Source organism: Rummeliibacillus sp. TYF-LIM-RU47, from assembly GCF_008638315.1.
In the GTDB taxonomy this organism is placed as follows: domain Bacteria; phylum Bacillota; class Bacilli; order Bacillales_A; family Planococcaceae; genus Rummeliibacillus; species Rummeliibacillus stabekisii.
The window spans coordinates 115938-141095 of sequence record NZ_VVIR01000002.1 but is presented as its reverse complement, the minus strand read 5'-3'; the positions used below and the strand labels follow the sequence as shown (position 1 = coordinate 141095).

The 25158-nt window shown below is 34.2% G+C and carries 19 protein-coding genes and 1 other RNA gene; 6 read left to right on the top strand and 14 right to left on the bottom strand.

Annotated features, from left to right (window positions below; genetic code table 11):
- Nucleotides 1–238: 238 nt before the first annotated feature.
- Together F0527_RS12040 and F0527_RS17095 are read left to right on the top strand one after the other, a co-directional pair.
- A complete protein-coding gene (locus F0527_RS12040; protein WP_150285056.1) occupies nucleotides 239–1840 on the top strand; it encodes a YfjI family protein in 1602 nt (533 codons plus the stop codon).
- Between the two features lie 252 nt (nucleotides 1841–2092).
- A complete protein-coding gene (locus F0527_RS17095) occupies nucleotides 2093–2245 on the top strand; it encodes a hypothetical protein (protein WP_190323466.1) in 153 nt (50 codons plus the stop codon).
- 1634 nt (nucleotides 2246–3879) lie between these two features.
- On the opposite strand, the gene F0527_RS12035 is transcribed toward F0527_RS17095, so the two are convergent.
- Entirely contained in the window at nucleotides 3880–5901 is a 2022-nt protein-coding gene (locus F0527_RS12035) for a S8 family peptidase (protein ID WP_190323464.1), read from the bottom strand.
- Between the two features lie 560 nt (nucleotides 5902–6461).
- Between F0527_RS12035 and F0527_RS12030 the strand changes: the two genes are divergently transcribed.
- The 3 genes from F0527_RS12030 (at nucleotide 6462) to F0527_RS12020 (ending at nucleotide 9358) form a co-directional block, all read left to right on the top strand.
- A complete protein-coding gene (locus tag F0527_RS12030; RefSeq protein ID WP_150285054.1) occupies nucleotides 6462–6743 on the top strand; it encodes a hypothetical protein in 282 nt (93 codons plus the stop codon).
- Between the two features lie 1205 nt (nucleotides 6744–7948).
- A complete protein-coding gene (locus tag F0527_RS12025) occupies nucleotides 7949–8194 on the top strand; it encodes a DNA-binding protein (RefSeq protein WP_223823596.1) in 246 nt (81 codons plus the stop codon).
- 24 nt (nucleotides 8195–8218) lie between these two features.
- Nucleotides 8219–9358: a tyrosine-type recombinase/integrase gene (locus F0527_RS12020; protein WP_190323462.1), complete on the top strand. Its 1140-nt coding sequence runs from the start codon at nucleotides 8219–8221 to the stop codon at nucleotides 9356–9358.
- A 768-nt stretch (nucleotides 9359–10126) separates the two neighbouring features.
- On the opposite strand, the gene F0527_RS12015 is transcribed toward F0527_RS12020, so the two are convergent.
- The 3 genes from F0527_RS12015 to F0527_RS12005 are packed head-to-tail and all read right to left on the bottom strand — an operon-like array spanning nucleotide 10127 to nucleotide 12554.
- Nucleotides 10127–10570, bottom strand: a complete 444-nt coding sequence (locus F0527_RS12015) for a hypothetical protein (protein WP_150285052.1) — start codon at nucleotides 10568–10570, stop codon at nucleotides 10127–10129.
- Between the two features lie 6 nt (nucleotides 10571–10576).
- Nucleotides 10577–11632 (bottom strand): hypothetical protein, encoded by a 1056-nt coding sequence (locus F0527_RS12010; RefSeq protein ID WP_150285051.1) that lies wholly within the window; start codon nucleotides 11630–11632, stop codon nucleotides 10577–10579.
- 4 nt (nucleotides 11633–11636) lie between these two features.
- Complete coding sequence (locus F0527_RS12005) at nucleotides 11637–12554, bottom strand: MvdC/MvdD family ATP grasp protein (RefSeq protein ID WP_223823595.1); 918 nt, start codon at nucleotides 12552–12554, stop codon at nucleotides 11637–11639.
- Nucleotides 12555–13736: 1182 nt separating this feature from the next.
- Between F0527_RS12005 and F0527_RS12000 the strand changes: the two genes are divergently transcribed.
- Nucleotides 13737–14903 carry a site-specific integrase gene (locus F0527_RS12000; RefSeq protein ID WP_150285050.1) on the top strand — a complete coding sequence of 389 codons (1167 nt, stop codon included), beginning with the start codon at nucleotides 13737–13739 and terminating at the stop codon, nucleotides 14901–14903.
- 127 nt (nucleotides 14904–15030) lie between these two features.
- On the opposite strand, the gene ssrA is transcribed toward F0527_RS12000, so the two are convergent.
- The 10 genes from ssrA to eno form a co-directional block, all read right to left on the bottom strand.
- Nucleotides 15031–15390: a transfer-messenger RNA gene (gene ssrA, locus F0527_RS11995) on the bottom strand.
- A 249-nt stretch (nucleotides 15391–15639) separates the two neighbouring features.
- On the bottom strand, nucleotides 15640–16107 hold the full coding sequence (gene smpB, locus F0527_RS11990; protein WP_066789429.1) for an SsrA-binding protein SmpB: 468 nt from the start codon (nucleotides 16105–16107) through the stop codon (nucleotides 15640–15642).
- A gap of 52 nt (nucleotides 16108–16159) precedes the next feature.
- On the bottom strand, nucleotides 16160–18538 hold the full coding sequence (gene rnr, locus F0527_RS11985; RefSeq protein ID WP_150285049.1) for a ribonuclease R: 2379 nt from the start codon (nucleotides 18536–18538) through the stop codon (nucleotides 16160–16162).
- 42 nt (nucleotides 18539–18580) lie between these two features.
- Nucleotides 18581–19327 (bottom strand): alpha/beta hydrolase, encoded by a 747-nt coding sequence (locus tag F0527_RS11980; protein WP_150285048.1) that lies wholly within the window; start codon nucleotides 19325–19327, stop codon nucleotides 18581–18583.
- 118 nt (nucleotides 19328–19445) lie between these two features.
- Nucleotides 19446–19670 carry a preprotein translocase subunit SecG gene (gene secG / locus F0527_RS11975; RefSeq protein ID WP_066789434.1) on the bottom strand — a complete coding sequence of 75 codons (225 nt, stop codon included), beginning with the start codon at nucleotides 19668–19670 and terminating at the stop codon, nucleotides 19446–19448.
- 323 nt (nucleotides 19671–19993) lie between these two features.
- The gene (locus F0527_RS11970) at nucleotides 19994–21274 is read right to left on the bottom strand and encodes a hypothetical protein (RefSeq protein ID WP_150285047.1); all 1281 of its coding nucleotides are present in this window, start codon (nucleotides 21272–21274) and stop codon (nucleotides 19994–19996) included.
- Nucleotides 21275–21792: 518 nt separating this feature from the next.
- On the bottom strand, nucleotides 21793–22815 hold the full coding sequence (locus F0527_RS11965) for an LLM class flavin-dependent oxidoreductase (RefSeq protein WP_150285046.1): 1023 nt from the start codon (nucleotides 22813–22815) through the stop codon (nucleotides 21793–21795).
- Nucleotides 22816–22821: 6 nt separating this feature from the next.
- Nucleotides 22822–23106, bottom strand: coding sequence for a DUF3219 family protein (locus F0527_RS11960; protein WP_150285045.1), 285 nt, complete (start codon nucleotides 23104–23106; stop codon nucleotides 22822–22824).
- 199 nt (nucleotides 23107–23305) lie between these two features.
- A complete protein-coding gene (locus tag F0527_RS11955) occupies nucleotides 23306–23707 on the bottom strand; it encodes a VOC family protein (RefSeq protein ID WP_150285044.1) in 402 nt (133 codons plus the stop codon).
- A gap of 138 nt (nucleotides 23708–23845) precedes the next feature.
- Nucleotides 23846–25141 (bottom strand): phosphopyruvate hydratase, encoded by a 1296-nt coding sequence (gene eno / locus F0527_RS11950; RefSeq protein WP_150285043.1) that lies wholly within the window; start codon nucleotides 25139–25141, stop codon nucleotides 23846–23848.
- Nucleotides 25142–25158: the final 17 nt, after the last annotated feature.

Below are 25158 nucleotides of genomic sequence, written 5' to 3'. Positions count from 1 at the left end.
CCCCATTTGAATAAATCTATATACATTATATAGGTTTATTCAATGGGGTTTTCTGTCGTTCAATAAGATTAATTGATAGTAGTAATACGAGATGTAACTATCTAAACAACTTTAGGGGCATTAGGGATTTACATGTATCTAAACCTCCCCTAATCTTTAGCTTCATGCATAAAGAGCATACGACACATTAGGGGAATTAAGGTACAAAATATATCCAGTTATAAAAGGAGCAATCAAGATGTACAATCATAAAAATTCATTTAAATCAGATGTAAATCAACAAAAGGAAAAATGGAAAATAACAAATGTTGGTGAAAGTATGGAACTTTTACAAGACGTTTTTGAAGCGGTAAACAACAATAATAATGCTGATATTCAAGCTTATACACAAGCAGAATGGGAAGCACCAGTCACTTTCGATAAATATCCTGTTCCCCCATTTCCAGTAAACATTTATAATGAACCAATTAAAAGCATGGTAAAACATGTTGCCGAATCAATTCAAACACCTATCGATTTACCATCGGTCGTAGGATTAGGAATACTATCTGCTTGCATTCAAAATAAGTTCGAAATTATCCCGAAATCTGGTTGGAGCGAACCATTAAACCTTTATAGTATCTCTTTATTAGAGCCATCAACTCGAAAATCTGCTGTTTTTTCTAAAATGACAAAGCCATTCCGCCAATATGAAAAGGAAAATAGAGAGGAAATGAAAATTCCTCTAGAAATTCGAAAAGCAGAACGATCGGCTTTGGAAAAACAAAAAGAAGTGTTAGAACGTGAGTATGCTAAAAATCTAAATCCGGAGATTTTAGAGAAAATGAAAGAAATTAATAAACGTTTGCAGGAAATTCCTGAGTTATATCTACCGACTTTAATGGCTGATGACGCTACGCCAGAAGCTTTAGTTTCTTTAATGCATGAGAATAAAGGAAAAATATCAATTTTATCAGCTGAAGGAGACTTGATTGAACGTTTCAAAAATAAGAACATTGAACAAGTAAAATATGATGTGTATTTAAAACCCTATTCTGGGGATTCTTTGCGAACAGACCGTATGACAAGGAGTACAGAAATAATTGAAAATCCAACTATGACGATTTGTATTACAGCACAACCAAGTGTTATTAAAAGTCTTCCCCTTGCTGTTCATGAGCGTGGACTAATTGCACGATTTATTATTTCAGTCCCCTATGACAATTTAGGGAATCGAGATTCAAGAACGCCAGAGATTCCAGAAGATGTTATTCGTTTATATGAATCTTTAATTCGAAAATTACTAGCTTGGGAGACAGATAAAACAATCTCATTAAAACTATCTGAAGACGCACTCGACCTGTTATATGAAACAATGGATGAAGTAGAAATCGAATTTCGAGAAAATGGAGCATTCCATGATGATTTAAAATCATGGGCAGGAAAGTTAATTGGTCAATTACTTCGAGTCGCAGGGCTACTTCATATATCTTATCAAGCAACAATCGCAGAAAACATCACAGATGTAGACACACTCATTAGCAAGGATACATTAATTTCTGCTCTTCAATTAAAAGAGTATCTTATTTTACATGCCGAAAAAGCTTTCGGGGTTATGAAACAATACCGGCATTACGACGACGCAGAGTATCTATTAGAAAAAATCCTTAATCAAAATACCCCTATAGTGGAAAAGCAAACGATTCATCAAATTACGAAGAAAAAAATAAAGGGAAAAGAGCGAATCCAGCGAGCATATGACATACTTGAATACCATTCCTATATTAAGCAAGCGCAAGGTGGGAAATCGGGACAGAAAGGCTTAATCTGGGTGAATCCAAACGTACTTAAAAGACAATGACCGCCTGTTCTGCTTAATATTAGTTCATGAATCTCATAAACAAAATCATGATGAGGATATTGAATTTTATGGAGCTGAAGGAAAAGCATTAAGCTTACCTGTTTATTTTGTAATTCATGATGGTTGTTAAGCATATACAACTACATATTCTGTGAAAAAAAGATAAAATACAATTTTCTACGTATGTATTTAAACATGGATCAGATTGGTAACGATGGTAAAGAGTAATAAAAAGATAAAAGGAGTAGAATTATGGCATTTCAACGTAAAAAAACTGTAAAAAACCCTTCAAAGCGTCCTATGACTGTTAATGATATGATAAACCCTATCGTGAAAGAGAATATAAAAGCATTAAAATTGTTAGAAGAATTGGGAAAGAAGAAAAAGAAAATACGCTGGTTCTAAAAATAAATAATAATTTATTGTACACAGAGTCTTCTCTAACAGAAGGCTCCTTGGTTTATTAAATATTACGGATGTAGGGATGTAGAACCTAATTTATTTTCAATCATCGTATTTTGAATAAAGGCAAAAATCGAACGAACGTACGTTTCCTGAGGGTATAATTAATGGTAACTATTAATAGTAACCAATATTCACTTTCAACATATTTTATTAGTTTTTTGAACAACTGGTAACCAATATCAGATACCACATTAACATATTAGAAGTATAGTATTTTCATAGATTATTTAATTTCAAAGTATATAATGGTTACCAATAATAGTTACTAGTATCCGTCCTTATATTGGATACTAGATATTTTTTATTTCCCATCATCAACCAGTTGTATAGTGTAAAAAGAAAGTACATAGTATTACAAGCAATCTTGGCGCTGCAACTTTAGATGGAGTGGCGGGCATGATAGCCTCTTCTAACAATTCAATACTTGGATATAGCTGGCTTTTGTCCCTCGCCGGTTCCGTTTCAAGCTGCAACATTGTGTAGTTGCAATTGCAATCTTGTCTATTATGATTTTATACACCATCAATTGCATTAACGATTGTTCCTATTTTTTGCTCAGTAATGTTATTGCACTTTTAATATAATGTAATATCTAAGCCATTCCTTCGTATAAATATTAGAATTTATGTTAAGAATTAAGACTAAATTTTTTAATTTTTATGCGATGTTTTTTATACTTTCAAATTCAGTTTCATAGGGTTAAATGGGTATAATATGGTATACCCATTTAACCCTATGAACGACTTCATAACCCTAAACCCCACTTAGCCCTTGATACATCTACATTCTCCATAAGAAAACCAGAGGCTTTCAAAACGACAAATACTACTATATACCTTCTAAAATGATTATTATATGCAGTTTGAAAACCTACCTAATTTCACCCTTTATTCCTTTAAATTGCTTTATTTCTAAGTGCTTATCAACGACTCAAAAGGAGTCTAAATAAGGGTAAAATGAGTCTAGTTCTTTCTGAAACGTATTTCTTCATTAGTTATATAAAAAACCCCTAAATTTTCCAAAATTTATCAGGATCCAATTATTAATATAATTTATTTTTTCAAATCAACAGAAAATAAATCAAAAGATAAATGTACAAATTTTTTAAATTGTTCAGCTGAAATTTCATCTTCTAGAACCAAATATGGCGTAGAATACAAGTATTCTAAAACCTCTTTATCTATTTCAGTTATAGAATGTTCCAGGAAATCGAGTTACTTCTAGAAAATGCAGATAAGAATGTCTAATCACTAAAAATCTCACATATTCTGAAAACTTTAGACAGAATATGTGAGATAGTATTTATAGATAAAGAAACAAAATACATTGCTTAGGTAACTTGGTGTTGAAACCAATAACATTAGACAAAACAAAATTACTTTTACATATCCGTCCGCACTTGTTATAACTCTTCCAAGCAAAAAAGAAAAAACTACTCAATTTTGACAATCTCCCTCTGTGTCAAAATCACATAAATGCATGGCATAATTCATAAATTAACAACAATCGTATTACTTATAAATGTAAAAACAAAAAACCAAACATCTTATTGATGCTTGGTCTAAAAATTAATCTTAATCTACATATTTTATTGTGTATCCTCCAGTTGTATTCACATATAACGAAAACGCTCTGTTATAAAAATAATCTACGCTAATATAAGGAACAATTGTCAGCTGATATTCTTTGTTTTTAGGAAGGATATCTAATCCCAATTCGGGTGTACTAACAATACGATTGTAACTGTATGCTACAAATTCACCTGCGCTATTTTTTTGTTTTATTTCGATTCGATATCTACTAGCGTTACTTAAAGCATTCCAAGAAATCATTTCATTTGTATTATTAAATTCAATACCTTCTAGAACTTCGATTTTTACTTCATCTTTGTTGCTATCATCTTTAGAGTTATCATTTTTGTTGCTGTCGTAATTCGAGTTGTTATTATTCGATGGTGGTTGACTTGTTGGATCTTCTGAATCTGAAACATCTACACCATTTTTTAGTGAAATATAGACTTCTGCTGCTTTGTTATATGCGTAACTATCTGCAATACGAGGAACATCTTTTATTTTGTAGTTGTAACCCTTTTGTAATTCATTCAAGTTGAATTTGCCAGCAGCTACTATATAAGGCATATTATACGGTTGGTAAACACCATTTTTACTTTCTCTTTCAACTTCTACACGGTAATAAATAGCCTTATCGACTTTATCCCAATTTATGAATTTTTTATCGTCGCTTAATTTAATGTCAACATTAGATACGGTATTTGGATTTGGAGTTTCACCGGATTGGTTGTCATTACCTGATTGGTTATCATTATCATTTCCTGGTTTATTATCTTCTGATGTATTATCTTTCTCATCATTTTGTTTATCATCGTCTGCTGTATTATTATCTTCTACTACATCAGCAACAGCAGGGAATTGTACTAATCCATAACCATAAGTAGAATCTTTTCCTTTAGGTCCTAAATCTAATGAATTTTTATAAAGCAATTGAATAAGTTCATCTGTTTTCATTTTAGGATAGGCTTCTTTATAAAGGGCTAACATACCTGCAACATAAGGTGCTGCTTGTGAAGTACCGCTACCACTTGCATAAGCATTATTTAAGTATGTACTTAGTATTGATGCTCCGGGAGCTACAATATCCAATGCAGTACCTGTACAAGAGAATGACGCTATTTTGTTGTTCGAATCAGTAGCTCCTACAGCGACAACATCATCATATTTTGCTGGATATGTAATTGCTGAATCACCTGTATTGCCTGCAGCTGCCACGACAATAATACCTTTTGCTTCTGCTGCGTCAATTTTAGCTTTAAGAGAAGGGGAATTTGTATTTGAGCCTAGACTGATATTAATAATATCAACGCCTTTTTTAATAGCCCAATCAATACCTTCGATTATATCGATTAATTCACCTTTACCTTTTTCATCAAGAACTTTAACACCATAAATATTGGCTTCACTTGCTACACCAGTAGTACCTTGCCCGTTATCCAATGAAGCTATAACACCAGCTACATGTGTTCCGTGTCCATTATCATCAGCGTAAGAGCTAGTGTAATTAACAGTAGAAACTCCACCAGCTATTTTTAAATCTGGATGGTTTGAAATACCGGTGTCTAGCACCGCGATATTGATACCTTTACCTTTAATATTTTTAGACCATGCATTAGATACATGAGTTAGTGGATGAGAATATTGAGTTAAAGGTCCATAAGAAGTAGCGCTAAACTCTACATTTTTTTCAAGATTTTTTACATGGCGATTCTTTTTCATCTTCGCATATTTTGCTTTGGATAATTTTACAGTAACTAAATTAGACTTCCAGTTATTAGCTTTGACTTTTCCACCATAACTAGCAATCTCTTTTTTCATTACGGATTGAGAAGTGCCTTTTTTGAAAGAAATTACGTACTCTCCATTTATTACTTTTGGAGCTTTCTTTGTTGTAGTGGGAAGTTTATGGATTTTTGAATGTAAAGCTGCTTCTACATTCATTCCAGTTAAACCATTGGCTATTAGCATTACAGTAAGAGTAGTAGTTGCTACAACGCCTTTTATGTGTTTCTTTTCAATACTCAAAGACATTACCTCCTAAGCCTTCCTTCATCTATTTTTAGCATATTTACTTAGTTACTTTTTACATACATAGTTCCTTTTTCGCAAATAGTCTTCCCATATTCAATATTAAAGACCTTTATATAAATAACATTCAACATATTAAAACCATTTGAGCAACCTTCGTTAAATCCCTCTATTTCCTTATATAAAATCCTTCTGATTTGATCGGAAAAGCTTTTTAAGTAGTTTTCTTTTTCGTTTCATATTAATAAGTTAATTCAATCAAATCTGTATCTATACTTGCCGTTTGTGTTCAAAGGAAAATACAAATTTTCATAAAAGTAAAACTACTGAAGCACTGAATTCGTAAGGTCAAAATACTGTTAAATAGTAATAAGAAGAAAAGAGGATTGATAACTTCGCTGTTCCAATAATTAAAACAGTTCAAGCAAAGTAACAGCTTCTCAACCACCTTAGATTGAAATCCAGTAAGTATTCAATAGAAATTATAAAATATTGTACAAATTTAAAAATATGGTAAAATTTATGTAAAATTAGTGAGAGGAGGTATATTAAACTTAATGGATAAGAAAAGCGTAGGAAAAATTTTAAGTTTTACATCCTTAGTACCTGTGATAGTAAGTATTATTATATTCTTTAAGCTAAGAGGACCTGATGCCGATATTTACATGGGTATCACCATTTTTAGCGTCTTATCAATTACTGGCATTACACTTGCGATAGTCTCTTGGATACTGTCTAAAAAAAGCATTCCTTTTAGCATAGTTGGCTTATTAGGAAACGCATTCGTATTGATTGGTGCTTTTTTATTAATACTCGCAATGGGAATTAGTCCACAATAAAACCTTATTCAATTATAGAGGCTTCAATTGAATAAGGTTTATTTAGTTAACAGCAACTTTATTTTTGAGAATTTAATTAGGATTAAACCTATACTCTGGTTTGATCCTAACTTATTACGAAATTATTTTATTTGTAGTATTATTGCATCATATGAACCATTCTTTACCTGTATTTCAATCAAATCCCCGCTGTGTCTAACACTCTTAAGCAACACGTTTACCTGAATAATCCTGCATACTCCCATAACAATAATCGTAAGTTCTACAGTCAGAATCCGCTTTAGTTGTTTAACTACTACATTTTACCCCGCAGCAATTGTACTTATCGCCCCTGAACGTACAACAACAGAAGGTACTAAGTGATATCAAGTTTTCTAAAAATCCCATTAACCTCGATAGAGTTCTTAGTTGAATGACTACCAAATAAAAAACTGTTTATACATAGTTTTAAATAAGTTTATTTACGACAATTTCTTATCTTTTATTAAAGATACAAGAAAATTATAAGTACTATTTTCATTATGGTTTTCTTAAATATGTTCAAGTTGTGTAAATTTGCTTTCCTAAACACAAACCTCATTCCCTCCATACTGGGGCTTTTCTTCTTTTCATAAGGCAAACCAAGCATATCCTTTAATTCACAATTGACATAAAGCAACATTTCAAGAATTTCCCTATCTGTTATCAAAAAATATTTTTATCCCTACCAAATGGCTAGATAATAAATCATCACTGCTACCGGTTACACTCTTTTTGCATTAGGTTTAGCATATCTTTTATTCTGATTTAAATATCGGCTGGATTGGTGTAACAATAGCAAGAAAAGTCCTATTGATATTCGCCCTACCTCACGCCAAGAGAAAATTCGACATATTTATTGGTCGATAACCCCCCCCTAAATTTAATATAAGTTAATGGGCTATTAAAAAGGAGATGTAGTGGAAATTCGATAATAAACAAAAAAGCCCGGGTATGAACTACAACTTTAACTTAAACAATCCCATAAAATTTTTAAAAATAATTTTTATTTTACTCTTAAAATCTTAAGAAATCGAAGCTATTATGTTTTATGTCTTTAGCAATACTTCAATTTTTAAGTAATATTTTTATCTACCCTCTTAAATTTTGAAGCTATTATATTTCCATAAATCAATTAAATATCATCAAAAAAATGAACCATTTATTGAAAGTTAGGAGAATAAATAATGCAAGAAAAAGAATTAAAGCAACTGCTACAAACTCTACTAAATGATTTAGTAGAAGATTTTAAGAAGAAATTAACATGCAATAAAGAATGGATGACATTAAAAGAAGGAGCAGCTTATGCAGATGTTTCTTATAATACGTTAATGAAGTTACGATTGTCCGGATTAAGAGTTTTTGAAATCGATGGAATTAAAAGAATATCTAAAACAGAAATTGACAACTTCTTTAAGAAAAATAGCTTTTAATTTATTAAATATGGGGGGATTTTAATGAAAGAGACTACTATTAAACCATACAAATTAAAAAATGGTGATACACGCTATATGTTTAAAATTTACGTTGGGATTGATCCTCTTACAGGTCGACAACATAGTACAACCCGACGAGGTTTTAAAAAGAAAAGAGAGGCTGAATTAACTTATAATCGATTAAAATTAGAAATTTATAATGGGACATATAAAAAGCTACAATATGAAACGTTTCAGGACCTCTATAATGAATGGATTGTTCATTATGAGAAGACAGTTGAAGAAAGCACCTTCATTAAAACATTAGGTATTTTCAAAAATCACATTTTACCAGATATGGGGAGTTATCGTATAGAAAAAATAAATGCTACCGTATGTCAAAAACATGTAGATGACTGGATCAAGAAATTAAAGGGATTTAGAGTAGTAAAATCTTATGCTGCTAAAGTAATAGATTTTGCTATTATGCGTGGCTACATCATAAGTAATCCTTTTTCATTAGTATACATGCCAAAGAAACGTTCCTTAAAAAAGGGAAAAAATTATTATACACGTGAACAGTTGATTGAATGCTTAAATGCATTTAAGAATACAAGTAATTTAAAAATCTATGCATTCTTCCGCCTACTTGGTTTTTCTGGAGTTAGAAAAGGCGAGGCATTGGCACTTACATGGGGAGATATTGACTTTAATAAAAATTCAGTAAATATTACTAACGCTATCTCGTACGGCAAATATAGTAACCTATACCTGAAATCGACAAAGACACGAGATCATCGTGAAGTTATGATGGATCAAAAAACGATGCATATTTTAAAATTATGGAAGAATGAACAAGCTCAAAAGTTAAAGTTGTTAGGTTTTGATATAGAAGGTTCACAACTCGTATTCAACAACACAAAAAATACCTTTATTAATCCTTCCACTACTCGGAAATGGCTTTTAAAAATACAAAATAAGTATAACTTAAAACATATTACTACTCATGGTTTTAGACATACACATGCTACTCTTTTAGTAGAAGCTGGGGCTAATTTAGTTGGTATTCAACAACGTTTAGGGCATTCGGGTAATAATACGACAACGAATACCTATACACACCATACAGAAAATATTAAAATTGAAACACTTAAGAAATATGTTGATTATATTAAATACTGAAATAGGTTGTAATAGTATATAAAAAAATTACATCCAGATATTCTTATTCGGGCCAGTATGCTTAACATATACCTATATTATATCTATTATGGATTTAAGAAAAAGACTATAAAGTTTGGAACACATGGAATACGTTTCGAAGTGTGCAGGTTGTACCAATTTTTAGAAAATAAATTTACTTGACCGATTTGTTTATATTAATCCTTACGCCTGGATTGAAACAGGCTTTGTATCTTCACCTATTTATAAAAGTGCTTTGGGGATTTCAATAAATCTATAAAATGACGGCCTACTTTGGCCAACTAAAATTGAAGTCATTACACAGAAAATGTATCAAGATGTGATGCTTTAAATGATTTAAAGCATCACGGCTACTCTGATTACACTATGTAAGGAATAAATAGAACCGGGCGAATAATTTTTAGGAAAGGATTGGAAATGGGACTGAGCAAGAGAGATCCTACTGAATTTACTTATCTTATAAAAGCGAAAAAGAGTATCGAGAAACCGGATTATGTAAAAGTAATCCCGAAATATTTGGAAAAAGAAGAATCGCACTGTTCTTAAATACGGCTAAGGTTTAAGGACTGGAGCTAGAATTACTTATTTGTAGTTCTATCCTATACAGGAATTTGTGATGGCGAACTAATAGCATACAAGTGGAAAGATGTTGATTTCGTAAATCAGACAATCAGCATTACCAAAGCCTATTACACCCCCAACTATAATAGAGTTCAGTTTCAGTTGGTGACGAAAATCAAATACGGATTAATGAGTGTCGGAGTTTTCTGTAGAACGTGTTTCCGTTGTTGTATCTGGTCCTAAAAAAATAACGTTTTCATTCTCATCTCCTTGTTCTACTGTAAAGGTTCGTATTGTGGTATCTGGACCTAAAAACCGGCCAATTTTAACCGAATTTCCCCTAGTTGTTGTTTTTTCTGTGGAGGAGTCCGGCCCATAATAGTTTAAATCACTGTTTTCAACTGAATCAGTAAATAATGTAGATTCTGGTCCTACATAAATACCTTCATTATCTGCATTCTCACTTGTTTCTGTTAAGGTGGTCGTTTGAGGACCATAGTTAATTGAAACTGCCTTAAATTTGAAATCAACATCTAAATAATTAATTTGGGTTTTATTATCATAAATTAATATGGCTGATGGTTGCAAAGGGATTTCTTTCATATAATTAACAATATAAGGTATTTTCATTATTACTCACTCCTTTGTTAAAATAACTTCTATGTGTTCTGGATAATTTTTCTTTCTAACTTTTATTATTCGCATATTTTGATCTTTATAAAGACTAATTATTTTAACGAGATCATCACTCATCTTTTCATCACTATCTGAGATTACGATAACTTGATTAAATTTTCCACTTAAAACATGATTCTTCACCATATCTATTTTCTTATTATTCTCTAGCAATAATGTATGAAAGTTATCTTCTTCTACATTCTGGAACGTGAATACGAGAGCCTTCTCCTGAACAATAGGAGCCTTTTCTATTGATGCTTTCACTCCATCTTCTATATTTGAGCTTATAATAATAATTATGCTAAGTAATATCATTATACTCATATACTTTTCCATGTTTTTCACAAGAGCAATTTCTAATATGGATTCATTATTAAGATGTTTCCATTCGTAAAACAGCATTGCGATTAATTTATTTTCAACTTGTTCTTTTGAAGCTTGGCGGATATCGTTGAATTTTACTCTTTTGCTATTCTTTACTTTGACGATTTCATAAGTTAATAATGCCAAATTAAGAATAACACACCCCATAATTAAAACATATACAGTTTTATATGTGTCTAGATAAGGAGTCAATTTTGTCAGCTTTGGAGCATATAAAGGTACAATAAAGACGAATAGTGTAATATAAGTTAAAAATTTATTAAAGGTTTTTGCTTTTTGAGTTTCTGTTTCAACAATTCTTTTGGATAGGAATTCCTTTTCTATAATTTTATTAGTTGGCTTTTTTTCTTGTAGTTCGTGAAGATAGTCATCATACAGCGTTTCGAACTCTTCAATATTCTCCTTGTATCTTTGCACATCATATAGATTTAGTTTGTGAAACCACTTAAATTTTCTTTCAGTATTCCATGTTAGAATATACACACTGACCACGCCAAGTGTAAGACTGAAAATAGAGAACCTAAATTTCATAGATTCTTTTCCAATCTTATTGTATTTTGAATCGTCTGTGACGCGTAAAAATGGTGACCATGACAAAACTTTAAATAAACAAAATTGTAATTTTTTCATGTTGTTAACCTTTCCTCAACGTATGAATAATCATCTCTGCTATTCCAAGGTCCAGCTCTTCTTCCAACCATAGCCACTGACCGTTAGCATTAAGTTCAAGAAAATAATAATCTCCTTGACTCACAATAAAATCAAAAGCAGCAAATTGTAATCCTAAGTGCCACATCATTTTCAAGCATTTTTCAGCTATGGCTGACGGGATTTCAATTTTGCTATATTTCAGCTGCGCACTTTCTTTCCTCCAGTCGATTTTATCGGAGGAATCAATGCGCACACCGAATAATTCAGAATTAACAATTGTTAATCGTACTTCATAATCCTTTGACTGATAAAATTGAAAATAAGCAGGTGAATTATTTAATCCAGTTATTTCTGTATGCTCTTCCACAATATTTGTCTGTATGAAACCAACTGTCTCAGACGATATAATTTTCCCCACAGAGATTGGTTTCACAATTGATTTAGCAGTGGATGAAAAAGACATTGCAGCTTGATTGGCATTCGTAATTAAAGAATTAGGCATAGTAAAGCCTACTTTTTTTGCAATACTCAGCTGTACTACCTTATTATCTGCCTTACGAATAATGGAAGGGCGAGTTAAAGCAAAGTGACCAGCTGTTTCAGCAATACCTTCTATCACAGTCATCATTTCACGCTGCATCATTTGTCTGTACCTCGATGGGTATTCATCTAAAGAAGGCATAGATATTTTTCTATAATATAATGCATCACATTCGGAAAGAAGTAAGGAAGAACTCTTATCCTGGTATTCAATAAAGGTTTCTTCAGAAGTAATGTGTATATCGTAGTCTTGAAAACGGTCAGTATTCAGCCTAAAAAATTGAACTTGGTCTGAATACTTATCTATTAAATAATCCACAGTTAAATCAATAGTATTTGTAATGATTAGTACAGTATGCATCGATAATACTCTCCCCTATTTTCCATCGCTATAATAAAAGCCTTCCTATTTACTTATAAGTTTATTCTATTTATTAATTTCATTTTCAAAATAAGTGTTCATGCTTTTGTTATAATAAAGATTGTTTAACCACATTACAAGTGACTTTAATTACTAATTTAGAAAGCTCCTACTGCTTCTACTAACACCAACTGCATTGAGAAGCATCAATTCATTAGTAAAATTTTGAGAGACTTCTATCCCGCAACTATTCTACCATATTTAAACTTAAAGCCTTATATATTGAAGCTCTATGAAATCATAATACTACCTATACCAAATATACTTCTTTTGAAATACAAATTATAATTACTCATCCTTTAACAATCATTTCTACTATTCACTCATATAAAAATCAGTGGAGTCCAGCAAAGACTATTAAAAATAGAATAGTCAAAGCTAAAGTTAAAATATCTCTCATATATTTAAGTTCCTTCAATAACCAGTTTATTAAATTTCTCTTTGAAAAAATTTATTTCCAATTGTATACAAACCAAATACAATAGCCATCCATATTTTTATCAATAAACTTACTTCGTCTATGATTGGTGTGTTAAATTGAAAATAAATCATATGACCAACAAAACCAAGTAAAATTGCAATGAAAGTAAACTGACTGTACTTGCCTATAATTGCTTGTCCTCTTTCACTTTTCCTTGTGTGTTAGTAAAACGAATATGAATAATTAATCTAATAAAAATAACAACCATAGCAATCAAAATTAGACGAACTTCTTCCAAAATAGAAATAGACTCTTATTTGTATTTTACTGGAGTCTTTTATAATTATACTTTTTTCAATTTTGATATTCATTTTGAAGCTGTTCAATACGCTTGCGGCCATCTTCTCTTGATTTACGTGCATCTTCCTCAATTTGTTGAGTTTCTTGAATTCTGGTCATAATAGTTTGCCATGTATCTTTCAAAAACTCAAACACAGGTCCTTGATACTACTTAAATTGTTTGTCTAACTTTATAGGGACAGTTCATTTTCGGAACTCTTGATTATTTTCATTAAATACACCAATGATTTGTATTTCCTAAAAAGTAGTTTGTGAAAATTAATTTACTAATATAAAATTACACTGTAGTGTTACAACTACATCCTCTGAATCTTGTCTCCGTAAGTATTAGGAGGAACATAATGAGTAAACAGACAACAATTAAAAGTTATAAATTAAAGAACAATGAAACACGTTATATGTTTCAGATCTATATCGGCGTTGATCCTCTTACTGGTAAAGAGCAAAGTACTACACGGCGTGGTTTTAAAACAAAGAAAGAAGCGAAGGATGCTTTAGCTCAAATAAAGGTCGAAATAAACAACGGCACGTTTAAAAAGAAGCAGCTTGAGACCTACCAAGATTTATATGATATGTGGATTAATCACTATGAAAACACAGTTGAGGAAAGTACATTCATTAAAACAACTGGCATCTTTAAAAATCATATTTTGCCTGCAATGGGTGCATATAAAATTGATAAAATTGATGTTGCGATATGCCAAAAGCATGTTGATGAATGGGCAAAGAAGCTTAAACGTTTCCGTATAGTGAAAGCATATGCGGCTAAGGTGTTAGACTTTGCGATTAAACGCAGCTATCTGTCAAACAACCCTTTTTCATTGGTAGAATCTCCAACTATAATAAAAAAAGTAAATATCGATCAAAATGAAAGTGAGCAAGAAAACTTCTATAATCGTGAGCAACTGATTGAATTATTAACCTGCTTCGAAAAGGAAGGTAATATAAAAGTTTATGCCCTATTCCATTTACTTTCGTTTTCTGGTATGCGAAAAGGTGAAGCGTTAGCCCTTACTTGGAAAGACATTAATTTTAAAGATAACGAAATTCGCATTAATAAGGCCATTTCACGTGGTAAAAATAATCAGTTGTATTTGAAAACAACAAAGACTGGTATATCCCGCACAATTAATTTAGATTCCAAGACAATGGCCCTTTTAAAAGCATGGAGAAAACAACAGAAAAAGGATTATCTTCTTTTAGGCTATAACACAACACAACCAAATCAACTTGTGTTTAGTAATGAAAACAATGAATTCTTACAGCCAACTAAAACAAGAAAGTGGCTAATGAACATTCTAAAGAAATATAACTTAAAGAAAATTACGACACATGGTTTACGTCATACTCACTGCTCATTACTTTTTGAAGCGGGTGCAGGCCTTAAAAATGTTCAAGATCGTTTAGGGCATACAGATATCAAAACAACGCTTGATATTTATACGCACGTTACCCAAAAAGCAAAAGCTGAAACGATTGAGAAATTTGAAAACTATTTAAAAATCTAAACCATTTTTTTGACTTGGTATTTGACTAGGTTAATTTGAAATTCATTGAAACTATATGAAATAGAAAAACGCCAAAACCCTTTTATATCAAGGATTTTGACGCTCTTTGAAACTATATGAAATTCATTTATGGAGACGGTGGGAGTCGAACCCACGTCCAAAGACACTGTAACTCAAGCTACTACGCGTGTAGTTTGTCTATTTGCGGATTCGCGCAAGCATTATGCCGACAAACAGGCGTCCTGTGCGCTAACTTGGAAGTCTCTTGCTGCTAGCTCAAGTGGCACTAGCAACCGTATCCCACTAAAGTTGAGCCCGGCTACGCTACATGGGCGATAGAGCAGTCAGGCAGTTTCGAGCTTACGCTGCGAAAGCTAAGTTGTTGTTTGTTTTGCCAGTTATTATATAACTTCCGTTGTTGACGAAGCCGAGACCTCCGACGCGCAACTCAAGTCCAAGTCATCCCTGTCGAATCCGTAACGTCCCCTTAATATAGGCTCCGTCTATTCTGCCAAGTAAATCTTGCAGAGGCGGAAAACCATTAAGGTGCTGAATGAACAGCTGTTTCGGAATAGTATGAGGACATACTATGAACTGGCATTGCTATAGTGATAGTATATGATAAATCGTGCTGAAATTCAAGTCATACGCTTTTAGCCACGGCTCTTGAATTGTTTCTGATCAAGGCCGGAATTAGAGTATAGTACAGCTTCTGCTAACCTTCAAGCGGTAAATTTTAGAATTGATTTTTGGCTTTCACGGCACGAGCCATTTCGCGGTTCGCTTCTTTTTTCTTCAGGTCTGCACGTTTATCATAGTTTTTCTTACCTTTACCTAGACCAATCAACAGTTTAGCATAGCCATCTTTTATGTACATTTTTAGCGGTACAATGGTATAGCCATCGCGTTTAACATCGACACGCAGTTGGTTGATCTGTTTTTTGTGCAACAGCAATTTGCGGACGCGTAATGGATCATGGTTGAAGATATTGCCTTGTTCGTAGGTGTTGATATGCATATTAGAAATCCATGCTTCGCCGTTACGTATAAGGATAAAGGAATCCTTCAATTGAACTTTCCCCTGGCGGATGGATTTGATTTCTGTGCCGTTTAAGACAAGGCCTGCTTCGATGGTTTCTTCAATAAAGTAATCGAATCCGGCTTTTTTATTTTGTGCTAATACTTTTCCAGAACCTTTTGGCATAGTAACTCACCTCTATAAAATATGGATGCGAGAAGAGCGAAACGCTCTTCTCTTATTTTTTCTTCTTGCTCCGGCGTTTTTGTTGTTTCTTGGCAATGCCCTCATAGTACGCTTTTTTGCCGCCAGATTTCCCTGAGGCTTTGCGTTCTTGCTTGCGGGTTTTGCCATTCACTTTTGCGCCGCTTGGTTGATATTTGTCTTTCTTGTTTCTGCCTTTTTCTCTGCCTTGCTCTCCGCTTTTTGATTTCGCGCGAATCACTACAGGCGCTTGTTTTCTCGTACGGCGTTTGGCTTCTGGCATGCCGACGATTTCAAAATCAATCGCTGATTCTTCTACGTTAACTTCCAAGACGCTGATTTCGACTTCATCCCCAATATGGAAGATGCGGCCAGTTCGTTCCCCGACCATAATCATTTGGCGATCATCAAAGTTATAATAATCATCTGTCATATTGCTGATATGCACAAGGCCTTCGACAGTATTTTCAAGTTCGATAAACATACCGAAGTTTGTAATCGAGCTGACGATACCTGTAAATTTCTCGCCAATCTTGTCTGCCATATATTGTGCTTTTTTAAGCGATTCGGTATCGCGCTCTGCATCTACTGCACGGCGTTCTCTGCTGGATGTATGCTCTGCAATTTCATCCATTTGTCCGCCCCAGTAGCTGACTGTTTCACGACTTCTGTCATTATTGATCAGATACGTACGCAGCAATCTGTGGACGATTAAGTCAGGATAACGTCGGATTGGTGACGTAAAGTGCGTGTAGTATTCTGTTGATAAACCAAAGTGGCCTAGACATTCAGGGCTGTATTTGGCTTGTTGCATGGAACGGAGCATCATCGTTGAAATTACCGGATATTCCGGCATATCTTTCACAGACTCAAGGATTTCTTGTAGTGCTCTTGGCTCTACTGTATTCCCTGTACCGCGAACGATTAAGCCAAAGTTCGTAATAAATTCGAAGAAGCGTTGCAATTTCTCTGGTTTAGGGTCTTCATGAATTCGGTAAATGAACGGCAAATTCATGCGGTCAATATGCTCTGCCACTGTTTCATTGGCAACAAGCATGAACTCTTCAATCAAGCGCTCAGCGACTGTACGTTCACGTAACAGAATATCCGTTGGCCAGCCTTCTTCATCCACTGTGACATATGATTCCTTGAAGTCAAAGTCCACTGCTCCGCGATGCATACGACGGTTATTAAGGATTTTGGCTAAGTCTCTCATATCTTCAAACATTGGGACAAGATCTGCATAGCGTTCTTTTAATTCTTCATCATTTTCTTCCAGAATCTTATACACATTCGTGTATGTCATACGTTCTCTCGTTTTGATGACACTTTGGAAGATCTCATGGTCAATCACTTCACCGTTTTTGTTGATCGTCATTTCGCATGAAAGCGCTAGTCGATCCACTTGCGGGTTCAGTGAACAAATCCCATTTGATAAACGATGTGGAATCATTGGAATCACGCGGTCTGTTAAATAAACACTTGTTGCGCGATCATATGCTTCCCGGTCTAAAGCTGAGCCATCCTGTACATAATAACTGACGTCGGCAATATGAACGCCTAAGCGGTATGTGCCATCATCGTTTTTCGTCACAGTTACGGCGTCATCCAAGTCCTTCGCTGTTTCACCGTCAATCGTAACGATCATTTGGTCGCGCAAATCACGGCGGCCTTCACGGTCTTGGTCTGAGATTTCCTCCGGTACAGCCTTCGCTGCATCTAATACTTCCTGCGGGAAATCTACAGTGATATCGTGCTTGTGAATAATCGACAGGATATCAACGCCTGGATCGTTTTTATGGCCTAGTATTTTGGTAATCATCCCTGTGGCAGAACGATTATCTTCTGGCCATTCGATGATTTCAGCCACTACTTTATGACCATCCATCGCACCTAGCGTATGGTTCTTCGAAATAAACAGGTCCATTGGCAATTTCTTCTCGTCTGGTACGACAAAGCCAAATCCTTTATTCGCTTGGAACGTTCCTACGACCTTCGTGATACCGCGTTCTAGGATTTTTACAATCGAACCCTCGCGGCGATCACCTGACGAATTTGAAGAAATGCGTATTAGCACAGTATCTCCATTGACAGCACCGTTGATGTCGCTTGGCGGGATAAACACATCATCCATGCCTTCTTCAGCTGGTGCTACAAAGCCGAATCCTTTTGCATGGCCGATAAACTTCCCTTGCAGGTAGTTCATGCGTTCAGGCATGCCGTAACGATTGGTTCTTGTACGTACAATCATTCCTTGCTGTTCTAGTTGAACGAGCGTTTTGACAAGTTCTTTGAAGTCCACTGCATCCTGTAAGCCGAGTTGTTCCTCTAGCTCTGAGACTGTCAGCGGCTTATAATCCTCGTCTTTCATTAATTCTAATAATTTTTTTTCAAATACTGATTCTGTATTCATCGTTCTTCCCTCCTTTAAGTAGCATTTGCAAAGTCACTTTTTTTACTCATACCAATCAAGCGTTTCTAAGAAATCTAGAATATCTTCTTGCAATTGTTTACGTTCTTTATCTAATGTAATGATATGCCCTGACTCTTCGTACCAATTGATTTTTTTATCATTTGATTCTACAGTCTCAAAAATATACGGTGCAGATTGGACATCAATCACGTTATCTTTCCTGCCTTGCACCACTAAAATCGGCGCATATACTTCATCTACGTGTTTACGCACATCATACACGAGTTCACGCAATTCCTTTAAGGAAGGCATTCCTTGTTCTTTTAGATAGTCTATTCTTTTTTGTGCTGCTTCATCATTTTTTTCAAAATAACGATTGAATCGTTCAGCGTATTGAAGCACACCTTCAAACATCAAATCGGTCGTCTTCATACTCATCGGGGCACACATAGTCACAATTCCCTTAACCGGAAAAGAATAACCTAATTTTAACGAAAAAACGCCTCCAAGAGACAATCCTGCCACAGCAATTTCCTTGTAGCCTGCATCCAACAATGTATGATAAGCATCCAGTACGCTTTGCCACCACTCATCTGGATTGGTATGTATCAGTTCTTCCGGCGGTACGCCATGTCCTTTGTATTGAGGCGCAAGTGATGTGTAGCCGTTCTCTTCCAAGTATCGGCCAAGCATCCGTACATCCGCTGAATTCCCTGTAAAGCCATGCAATAGTAATACGGCGCGTGGGCCTGCTTCGAAAAAGAATGGTTCTGGTAATACGATTTTCATTAAGCGTCCACTCCTTCTAACTCATTCATCTGCTAGCGCAAATCGCACTCTATTCCACTAATTATAAGCTAAATATGTAAAAACGCCTAACCATAAAGCGGCTAGGCGATTTTATGCATTAAATTTTCGCAATGGCGATGGCTAATACAAAGAATAAAACAGCTAACACGACTGTTATACGAGCAAGGATTAGATCCATTCCGCGTGCTTTTTGTTTACCGAAAAGCTGCTCTGCGCCACCTGAAAGTGCTGAAAGCCCTTCGCTTTTGCTTGATTGCAGCAACACAAGAATAATCAAACCTAATGATACAATTAGAAGAAGCGTCATTATGACTGTATGCATAGAAAGTTCCACCTCCAGATAAAACATCACGACAGTTTTGGCTGTATGTAATGCAAACTAAGTTTTTGAAGACTATGTTTTGATAATTTAGGATCAACACCAAAAGCTATGCCTACTGGAAAACGAAACACTATTCCGGTCATGTTGTATGAATCATCGGTGAGAACCTATAGTTATCTTATATTTTAACATTCTTCTATAGCTTTTACGACAAAAAAGTAAAAATTTGAAGTACCATTGCTAGATTTTTTGATTGAAAATTTAAAAATTAAAATAATTAAAGGCCATAAAGCAACTGTAAACCTGATTGCTTTGCTTTGCTTTTAGTTCTCACATAAACACTCTAGATCTTTTTCTTTTTTTGAATTTATTGACTTAACATGATAATTTATAGGTTTAATTATTTCCAATTGCCAATCATTATTTGAAATATAGAGTGTTGAATTATTCTCAATTATATATTTACCTAACATCCCTTTTTCAATTCCATTTTGATATATATAGCATATTTCTAAGGTGTTTTCCGTAGATACATTTAAATTCCTTATATTTTGGCCACATAATAATGAAAGTCTAGGGATACTTACAAAGATTAAGAATAAAAGAAAGGCTAAAATAAATTTGTCTCTTTTATCTGTTTTATTGGTTACCGAATTATAAAAAATAATAATTGATTGGTATAGCATGTTTGTATTTTCGTTAGTATCTATTCCATTTATTTCTTCTTTAGATTTAATATCGGCTTCTTTATTTTGACTTTTAAATTTTGGATGAATAAAATCAATTTCTTTTTTAAAAAAGAAATTTAAAAATATTAGACTAAAAATCAAGGATAACATCAAAATAAAAGAAATTTTAAAAGGAATTCTGATTATATATGTATTAATAAAATACCCCATTACCAGAAATAAAAAAAAGAAAAAAGATAGATAGCTTAAAAATGCAATTAATTTATGGGTATAGAATTTATGAAAAATAGTAATCGTTAAAAGAAATAGAGGAATGATTAGTAGAGTAATAATTAAATCTACTATTTTAGATTCTATTTTTAAAAAACTAATTGAAATAATTAAAATTGCTAACAAAATAAACACAACAAAAAACATACTCTTCAACATAATATAAAAGTTATTACTAAAATTTATCAATACATATAAAGACCAAACAATTAATCCTATAAATACCCAAACTAAAAGAAAACTTAAAAAACTAATAAAAGACAATTCATTTGCAAAAAAGAGAGTTATAAATATATTTAATAGTATTATTGTTAGTAAAAATAAGCAATAAAGCCACCACTTATTTTCTTTTGTTTTCCTGCTTAAAGAAAGAAGACTAGATAAAATATAATAGATACAAGTAAAAAAAATAATAGTCATAGATATCATTTGTAGACTAAATGGGACAAGGTTTGAAATAATATTAAAGTTTGAAATACTCATAACTTTATTCCCGCTAAAATAATAGCCATATAAAAAGCAATATACCATTAAAAATCCAAATGCTGAAATTAATCCAAATGAAAATATAATAAACTTAACATTGAAAAAGATAGATTGTGCAGTTACGGTGTGTTTGTTTAAAACTCCTTCGAGAAAACTCAATATATTCACCTCAATTATTTAATTATCTCTGTTATTCCTTAGCTTTTCCTCAATTTTAGATATCGGCATAAAGAAGTAAAGATTAATGTTTATATGAATATTCTTAATCTTAAATGATTTAGGTAAAGTCTTGATTTGATAGCTGCAATTCTGAATCAACTTCTTATTTTTTGACTATATGTTGCTTATTAATAAATAATAAATAGAAAGCATCTTGTTGTTTACACCAGCACGCAAATGAATTAAGAGAAATTCAAGAATTTACTATATAACAAAATCAACGAACACCAATCAAAAATCTCACAAATGAGCAAACTAATATCTTTTTTTAATTATTTCTTGTACCTAAAATTCAATTATTTTATTTTGAATTAATCAAAAAGCACTCTTCCCTATGGGATAGAGTGCTTTTACACAAATTTATATATTTTATTAATTATAAGTTATAAAAGAAAGCGGGATATTACCCCTACAAACGAATTAGCATCTACCCTTGCAACATCTTCCTGACTTCCCCACTATTTTAAAAAGAAAGAATTGAGCTCTCCTAATACTTCTTTCGCAATGAGTTGATAGGATTGAATTCGATCTTCCAGAGAATGTGTGATGGTATTGATCATAATTTCGTCTACTCCATACATTTCTTTCAATTCGTTTAGTTTCTGTTTCACTTCATGCGGATTACCAATGATCATGTTTTGTCTCGTACTATTTAACGATTCCTTTTCTTTTTCCGTCAGCTGATATTGCTTCGCTTCTTGAATGGATGGAACACCCTGCAGCCCTTCTTCTTTGTCTTTTTGCAAAGACCAGATGAGGGAGCTTAGTGCCATTTCTTCAGCCTTTTCCGTGCTCTCAGCGCAAATCGCAGAGACGGTGACGATGACTTGTGGCGTTTGCCCTTCTTTGCGTGGTATAAAGGCTTCCCTATATTCTTTGACGATTGGTGCTCCTTCATTGTCACTCATAAAATGGCCGAACGTATAGGGCATGCCATTCTCTGCTGCGAGCAATGCGCTTTTTTTACTGGTACCAAGAAGCCAAGGTACTGGCGGATGTTCAGGTAAAGGAGATGCAGAGATTTTAGAGTATTCCGCTTCCGCTGGGAAGTCGTCGTCTAAGAAATGAAGTAACTCCTTCACCGCGGTAGGAAATTTATAAACACTTTGCAAATAGTTATCGGACAATGCATTCGTCGCTTCTGCTGATCCTCCGGGAGCTCGTCCTAAACCGAGGTCTATGCGACTTGGAAATAATGTGGCTAGCATATGAAAGGTTTCTGCCACTTTAAAAGGCCGGTAAAATGGCAATAAGATTGCCCCCGCCCCAATACGAATGCGTTGCGTGTGTGCGCCAATGTAGCTTAGCATCACTTCGGGCGCAGAACATGCAAGCCCAGGCAGATCGTGATGTTCGGAAATCCAGTATCGCGTATAACCTAGCTCTTCTCCTGTTTGTGCTAATTTCATCGATTCATTCAATGCATCACGTGGGGTCTGATTTGAAGAAATAGGTGACTGGTCTAGTATGCTTAACCTCATTTCAGCTCAATCCTTTACTTCTAACAGAGTCAATTTATACTGTCCTACTTCCCCTTCGTTATACAGGTTTGTAATAGAAGTGGAATAGTTATGGATGGTCCCTCGAAAAGCTATATCTTTCTCCGGTATCTTTACATCAAACGTCCCTTTGTAAAGCAGTGTTGCTACATCATGATATTCTTCACTTGTCACATCAAACTCAACTAACACTTGATATAATCCATTTACTTTTTCTTCTTCATAATTAGTTAATTGTATCGTTCTATCGTCTAAAATCATTTTAATGGTCAATTCAATCACTCCTATTTTAGTTTCGACGTTTTATTCCTCATCTTAACAGAGAGTATATTGCCCTCTCCCTATAATAAAAGCCTCCCACAAATGATAGGAGGCTGTAAAGAAATGTGTACTAAGAAAAATCTTTGATTGATTTTTTAGCTTTTAGAGAGATTTAAAATTGTATATTGCCCTTCTGTAAACTCTATTTCAATTAATCATTTGGAAGATTAATTTGCCACGATACACCAAATTTATCATTCACCCAGCCAAACTTCTTACTGAAGCCATAGTTATCTAGTGGCATTAACGCTTCTCCATCTGCAAGGAGATTTTCATAAAGATAAGTCAGCTCGTCTTCCGAATCACACGTAAGAAAGATAGAGAAGGAGGGTGTAAAAGTAAACTTGTGGACAGGCGCACTGTCTATGCACATGAACTCTTGTCCCTTTAATGAAAATAATGCCTGCATTACGGTTCCCTCTTCCCCATTTTCGCCTGGGCCATACCTAACAATACTTTCAATGACGGAATCTTCAATAAGTGAAGTGTAGTAATTCATTGCTTCCTCTGCTTTGCCACCTTGGAACATTAAGAATGGAGTCACCTTTTCCATTTAGATCAACCTCGCTTTGTAATTAGTTTCATACTGCTTAACCCGTATTGCTTCTTAAAAAGACAATAAGCTATCTTTCGCCACTATAAATAAAAAAACCTCCTATAAAAATATAGGAGGCTTTAAATAATCGTTCTATTATTTTTTCAAGTTATAGAATGATTTAATACCGTTGTATTGAGATGTACCAGCCAATTGATCTTCGATGCGAAGTAATTGGTTGTATTTTGCGACACGGTCTGTACGAGATGGTGCGCCTGTTTTGATTTGTCCTGCATTTGTAGCTACAGCAATGTCAGCGATTGTTGTATCTTCAGATTCGCCTGAACGGTGAGAAATGATAGCTGTGTAGCCAGCACGTTTCGCCATTTCAATCGCATCTAAAGTTTCTGTCAATGTACCGATTTGGTTTACTTTGATTAGGATTGAGTTGCCTACGCCTTCTTCAATACCGCGAGACAATTTTTTCGTATTCGTAACGAATAGATCGTCACCTACTAATTGAACGCGGTTACCGATGCGTTCAGTCAACATTTTGTGACCTTCCCAGTCGTTTTCATCAAGACCATCTTCAATTGAGATGATTGGATATTTAGATGTTAATTCTTCATACCATGCAACCATTTCTTCTGATGTTTTTGTCACGCCTTCACCAGCTAAGTGATATTTGTTATCTTCGTCTGAATATAGCTCAGATGATGCAACGTCCATCGCAAGCATTACTTCTTCGCCTGGTTTGTAGCCAGCACGTTCAATCGCAGTCACGATTGTAGATAATGCTTCTTCATTTGAAGAAAGGTTTGGTGCAAAGCCGCCTTCATCACCTACAGATGTGCTGTAGTTTGATTCTTTCAAGACTGCTTTCAAGGAATGGAAGATTTCAGCACCCATGCGTAATGCGTGGCGGAATGATTCAGCGCCAACAGGCATAACCATGAATTCTTGAATATCCACATTATTATCCGCGTGTTCTCCACCGTTTACAATGTTCATCATTGGTACTGGCAATTGTTTTGCATTTACGCCGCCGATGTATTGGTATAGAGGCATATCAAGGTAATCTGCTGCTGCGTGTGCTACAGCTAGAGACACGCCTAAGATTGCGTTCGCGCCTAATTTACCTTTATTTTCTGTACCGTCTACAGCGATCATGTGCTCATCCACAGATACTTGGTCAAGCACTGAATAATTACCGATTAGTTCTGGTGCAATGATGTTGTTTACGTTGTCTACAGCTTTTAAAACACCTTTGCCAAGGTAGCGGCTTTTGTCGCCATCGCGCAATTCTACTGCTTCATATTCCCCTGTAGATGCGCCAGATGGAACGATTGCACGTCCGAAAGCGCCTGATTCTGTAAATACTTCTACTTCTACTGTTGGGTTACCGCGTGAATCTAATACTTCACGAGCTTGTACGTCTGTAATAATTGGCATTTTTTTACTCTCCTTGG

Excerpts from the sequence above, each read along its gene's own strand:
- eno (WP_150285043.1), bottom strand. The coding sequence starts at position 25,141 with ATGCCAATTATTACAGACGTACAAGCTCGTGAAGTATTAGATTCACGC.
- F0527_RS12005 (WP_223823595.1), bottom strand. The coding sequence starts at position 12,554 with ATGCATACTGTACTAATCATTACAAATACTATTGATTTAACTGTGGAT.
- F0527_RS11980 (WP_150285048.1), bottom strand. The coding sequence starts at position 19,327 with ATGAAAATCGTATTACCAGAACCATTCTTTTTCGAAGCAGGCCCACGC.
- F0527_RS12040 (WP_150285056.1), top strand. The coding sequence starts at position 239 with ATGTACAATCATAAAAATTCATTTAAATCAGATGTAAATCAACAAAAG.
- smpB (WP_066789429.1), bottom strand. The coding sequence starts at position 16,107 with ATGCCAAAAGGTTCTGGAAAAGTATTAGCACAAAATAAAAAAGCCGGA.
- F0527_RS12015 (WP_150285052.1), bottom strand. The coding sequence starts at position 10,570 with ATGAAAATACCTTATATTGTTAATTATATGAAAGAAATCCCTTTGCAA.
- F0527_RS12025 (WP_223823596.1), top strand. The coding sequence starts at position 7,949 with ATGCAAGAAAAAGAATTAAAGCAACTGCTACAAACTCTACTAAATGAT.
- F0527_RS12000 (WP_150285050.1), top strand. The coding sequence starts at position 13,737 with ATGAGTAAACAGACAACAATTAAAAGTTATAAATTAAAGAACAATGAA.
- F0527_RS11955 (WP_150285044.1), bottom strand. The coding sequence starts at position 23,707 with ATGGAAAAGGTGACTCCATTCTTAATGTTCCAAGGTGGCAAAGCAGAG.
- F0527_RS12010 (WP_150285051.1), bottom strand. The coding sequence starts at position 11,632 with ATGAAAAAATTACAATTTTGTTTATTTAAAGTTTTGTCATGGTCACCA.
- rnr (WP_150285049.1), bottom strand. The coding sequence starts at position 18,538 with ATGAATACAGAATCAGTATTTGAAAAAAAATTATTAGAATTAATGAAA.
- F0527_RS12020 (WP_190323462.1), top strand. The coding sequence starts at position 8,219 with ATGAAAGAGACTACTATTAAACCATACAAATTAAAAAATGGTGATACA.
- secG (WP_066789434.1), bottom strand. The coding sequence starts at position 19,670 with ATGCATACAGTCATAATGACGCTTCTTCTAATTGTATCATTAGGTTTG.
- F0527_RS17095 (WP_190323466.1), top strand. The coding sequence starts at position 2,093 with ATGGCATTTCAACGTAAAAAAACTGTAAAAAACCCTTCAAAGCGTCCT.
- F0527_RS12030 (WP_150285054.1), top strand. The coding sequence starts at position 6,462 with ATGGATAAGAAAAGCGTAGGAAAAATTTTAAGTTTTACATCCTTAGTA.
- F0527_RS11965 (WP_150285046.1), bottom strand. The coding sequence starts at position 22,815 with ATGAGGTTAAGCATACTAGACCAGTCACCTATTTCTTCAAATCAGACC.